Raw genomic sequence first — 4,567 nt, forward strand, 5'->3', positions numbered from 1 at the left:
GCGAAGGTTACATGATATCAGCGAGACTTGGAAACTATCTCATCAAATTAGTCCCCCCATAGAACCCCCTTGAGCCATCTTGCACACTTTTCTCTTTTTGTCAAATTTTATGTTAAGAAAGATGTGACTAATGGATAGCTTGATAAGGGGGGTGCCGATAGGCGGGGGGATCCCCCTTAATAAGGGGGGCATCTGATAGTTTTTAACACCTAACTACTTACAATAGGGATTAATTTTAAAATAGCCAGGCAAATTTTCCCACCCCGAATTTTACATAGAGAATAATTGCCAAAACCAATAAAAATAGAAAGCCAATAATTAATAAATAGTCTTTATTGGTTAAGATTGATTCCTGTAAAAATGTGCGATCGGGATCACCAGAGAAAGCTTTAGCCTGTAGAACTACCTCTAATTTTTGCGATTTAGCCATAGCGTTTAAAATTAAAGGTACAGCGATAGAAGCGTAAATTTTTCCTTTTTGTAACCAACCCATTTTTTCTATTGCTAATCCTCGTAATCTTTGAGCAGAAATAATCGAGCGAGATTCTTCTACTAGGAGAGGAAATAAGCGCAGGGTAGAGGAAAAAATAAAAACTATTTTGTAAGGAATTCTGGCTTTAGTTAAACTCACCATCATCTGATTTATATCAGTGGTAAAAATAGCGAGGGGAATAATTAAAACCATGGTGAGAGTTTTAAAGATCACATTTAAACCGTAGAGGGTTCCCTCGACAGTCATTTGAGCAGAACCGACAGTTAATAAGGGAGTTAATTCAGTTTTTCCCGTTAAAGTTTTTACCTGTTCCACATTAAAAAATCCCATGGTAATTAATAAGAATAGATAAAAGGGAGCCATGAATTTTAAAATAGTGAGGAGATAAGACCATTTTACCCCCGCCCAGAGACAAGCTAAAGCGACAATAAGAGTTAGAAAACCGCCAGCGAGAGGACTTTCCCAAGTAAAAGCGATGAGAGTAACCACGATCATCATGGTTAATTTGGTCCGAAAATCTAGGCGAGTAAAAGGAGAATCTCGATCGACGGTTTGCCAGTTAAATGATTGCATAATTAAGAAAAAAGTTAGTAAGTAGCTAGGTGTTAAAAACTGTCAGATGCCCCCCTTATTAAGGGGGATCCCCCCGCCTATCGGCACCCCCCTTATCAAGGGGGGCAGGGGGGATCGGCACCCCCCTTATCAAGGGGGGCAGGGGGGATCGGCACACCCCTTATTAAGGGGGGATCTATCTTCAATTTAATTATAACTTTAAGGAAATGAGTTAATTACCCATCCCCATCAATCCCCTAGGAAGGGTTAGTAATTCTCTTCATTTGCTCTTGAATTTCGGGGTTATAAATCTGGAGATAATTCCAATAATTACCAAACACCGATTCTATATAACCCTTAGTTTCTCTAAAGGGAATATTCTCGACAAATTGATCGGGATCGCTAAAATCAAAACGCTGTTTCCATTTGGAAACTGCCCCGGGTCCGGCGTTATAACTAGCCACGGCAAAAAGTGAATTTCCGGCGAATTTGCCATGGGTATAATCGAGATACCATGTCCCCATCATAATGTTATCTTCAGGATTAGTTAAAGAATAACTTTTATTGCCAGTATTACCCGCGATATATTTCCCCGTATCGGGCATAATTTGCATTAATCCCACTGCCCCCACAGGAGAACGAATTTCTTTTTCAAAGCGGGATTCTTGCCGGATTAAAGCTGTCACTAGCAGGGGATTTAATTGTCTATCTTTTGACCATTGCAGGATGCTATCGTAGTAGGGAAAGGGGAATAAAGCGTGCCAGTATTTATCATTTTGTCGCAGGACTTTCCAAGCTTTCTTTTCCTCCGGGGTATCTCTTTCTCGCAAGCGCCAAATCAGGTTAATTCCTTCTAAATTTTGATTGCGAGAGAGTTTATAGACACCGAGGTTAAATTGTTCGTCAACGGTTAAATTCCAAGGATCAACAATTTCTGCTTGGAAGAGATTCCAAGCGTCCGTATCTTCACCAATTCGATATAATTCCTTGAAAGCTTCCGAACCGGCGGGGGGAGCGTTACGGGTGGCGGGTTTGACGGTGGTAGGATTATAGGAGCGGACAGTGGTAAAATCCCCCACGTCCCAACCTAATAAAACCGCCGAGCGCCAAGCATAATAGGAATGGGGATGACGAGAAATAGTGTAGGTAAAAGCTTGTTTTGCTTCTTGGTTTTTGCCGAGTTTTTGCGCCCATTTTCCCACCCAAAAGGCCGCTTTCGGAGCAGTTTGACTATCGGGATTATTAACCGCAATTGGCTGCGCCCACTGCCACGCCTTGGCGTAATCACCGGATTTAGCGGCTCTTTGGGCCATTAACCAGCGATAATCGGCGGCTTCGTCGGATTTTGGGTATTTATTTAATAAAGTCTGCCATGTTTGACTAGCGGCCTGGGCATTAGTTGAGTTGAGTAATTTGGCCTTCGCTTCCAAAGCTTCCGGAGCGCGATCGGGAAATTGCTTGACAATGCGATCGAGATATGCTATGGCATCGCGGTTAGGAGAAATTTGGGCGAGTCGCAGTAATCCCAAACCGGTTTCTGGGGCCTGGGGATAGGTTTTAATTAATTTTTGGTAAGCGCTGCGAGCTTCTGGCAGTTTTTTGGCAATTTGTAGCCCACGGGCGTAACGATAGGCTTGTTCGGGGCTAGGAGTGGCTTTAGCGTAGGCTTTATAGGCTTTTTCGTACAATCCCGACTGCCAATAACCTGCCCCAATCATTGCCCAATCCGCTGGAGTTAACTGCTCGGCGTAGTCTTTCACCAAACGATCGCGGGCCTGATTGAGGGTAGGATCAAAAGGATTAGCCTTGGCTAACTGTAACCATAAGGGAAATTGATCGGGATTTTCTTGAAGACGTTGGCGAATTAAAGCCAAAGTGCGCGGGTGTCGGGGGTATTCCTTGAGCAATTTCTCATGATAACTGGGGTCGTATTTGCCCAAAGAGTAGTAAGCTTCTGCCACTACGGGCGATTGGGGATAGGTTTTAATTAATTTTTGCCAAATTTCTCGCGCTCTTTCACTATCATTGCTTAATTCCTGGGCGCGTCCCTGTTTGAAGAGAATCTGGGGAGCGAGGACAGGATATTGTTTTTCTAAGCCTTCTAATTGTTTTAAAGCCGGACCCCCTTCATATTTTCTCAATAAATCCATAGCCAGGAGATAGCGGGCGCGACTACGATCTAAAGAGGCTGCATTGGCATCGGCCACATCTTTTAACTTGACATCTCGCTCGGTTTGTGGTAGGGAAGCGCTATCAACTACGGCAGAGGGTTGGTTAGGATCTTGGCTAGGAACCGAAGCACTATTGCGATCGAGCCAAGCGAGAAGTTTTGGGTGAAAGAGAAAGAGACTGGTGAGAGTAAAAAGCGCAACCCCAGAACCTAGACCAAGAATGAGCGGGGTGTGAGGGGGGAATTTCTTAAACATTACCTTAATTCAAGACAGTAACTCAACCTACATTATCAGTGATCGTGGTGACAGGTTGTTTGTTTCAATCAGGTTGGGGAAGTGGGGTGTGGGGTGTGGGGTGTGGGGTGTGGGGAAGTGGGGAGAATAAATAAAATAATCTCCTATCTCCTATCTCCTGACTCCTATCTCCTGACTCCTGACTCCTATCTCCTGACTCCTGATCACTGATCACTGAGATATGGTACGCTAAACAGGATTTAAGTATTATTAATGATTACTATGAAACAGCGCGGCGTGACGGTTTGGTTAACGGGATTGAGCGGTGCGGGGAAAAGCACGATTACCGAGGCATTACAGGCAAAATTAATCGCTGAAGGTTATTCAATTGAGGTTCTCGATGGCGATATAGTACGGACGAACCTCACCAAAGGTTTAGGATTTAGTAAAGAGGATCGCGATGAAAATATCCGTCGCATTGGTTTTGTGTCTAATTTGCTCACCCGTCACGGTGTGATTGTCCTAGTTTCAGCTATTTCTCCCTATCGTGAGATTCGCGAGGAAGTACGGGGAAAAATCGGCAATTTTGTCGAAGTTTTCGTGAATGCTCCCTTAAGCGTCTGTGAGGAGCGCGATGTGAAAGGATTATATAAAAGAGCGCGTGCTGGCGAAATCAAGTCTTTTACGGGAATTGATGATCCCTATGAACCACCTTTTAACCCGGAAGTGGAATGCCGCACCGATTTAGAGACTTTAGAGGAAAGTGTCGCCAAAGTCTGGAACAAATTGACGGAATTAGGCTACATTCATCAAGCTGTGGCGGTTTAATCCCAGAATAACTTTGTATTATTGGAAAACATCGTAGGGACGTGGACTACAAACGTCTCTACCCCCCGATTAACCCCTTAAGCAAATTTGTTAGTTAATCTCCTTTTCTTCAGTACCTAAGCCAAGTTAATTATATCTCTGGCTAAAGTGCAAGACTGTCTAAACAGTGATCAGTAAACAGTAAACAGTAAACAGTAAACAGTAAACAGTAAACAGTAAACAGTAAACAGTAAACAGTAAACAGTAAACAGTAAACAGTAAACAGTAAACAGTAAACAGTAAACAGTAA

At 43.4% G+C, this 4,567-nt stretch carries 3 protein-coding genes; 1 reads left to right on the forward strand and 2 read right to left on the reverse strand.

Features of this window, described 5'->3' with window-relative positions:
• Positions 1-235 precede the first annotated feature (235 nt).
• Positions 236-1,066 carry an energy-coupling factor transporter transmembrane component T family protein gene (locus IM450_RS02075; RefSeq protein WP_002804638.1) on the reverse strand — a complete coding sequence of 277 codons (831 nt, stop codon included), beginning with the start codon at positions 1,064-1,066 and terminating at the stop codon, positions 236-238.
• A 236-nt stretch (positions 1,067-1,302) separates the two neighbouring features.
• Entirely contained in the window at positions 1,303-3,471 is a 2,169-nt protein-coding gene (locus IM450_RS02080) for a transglycosylase SLT domain-containing protein (RefSeq protein WP_287668441.1), read from the reverse strand.
• A gap of 261 nt (positions 3,472-3,732) precedes the next feature.
• Between IM450_RS02080 and cysC the strand changes: the two genes are divergently transcribed.
• Complete coding sequence (gene cysC, locus IM450_RS02085; RefSeq protein WP_104395846.1) at positions 3,733-4,278, forward strand: adenylyl-sulfate kinase; 546 nt, start codon at positions 3,733-3,735, stop codon at positions 4,276-4,278.
• Positions 4,279-4,567 lie beyond the last annotated feature (289 nt).

This window comes from Microcystis sp. M083S1 (assembly GCF_020246405.1).
Classification (GTDB): Bacteria; Cyanobacteriota; Cyanobacteriia; order Cyanobacteriales; family Microcystaceae; genus Microcystis; species Microcystis aeruginosa_C.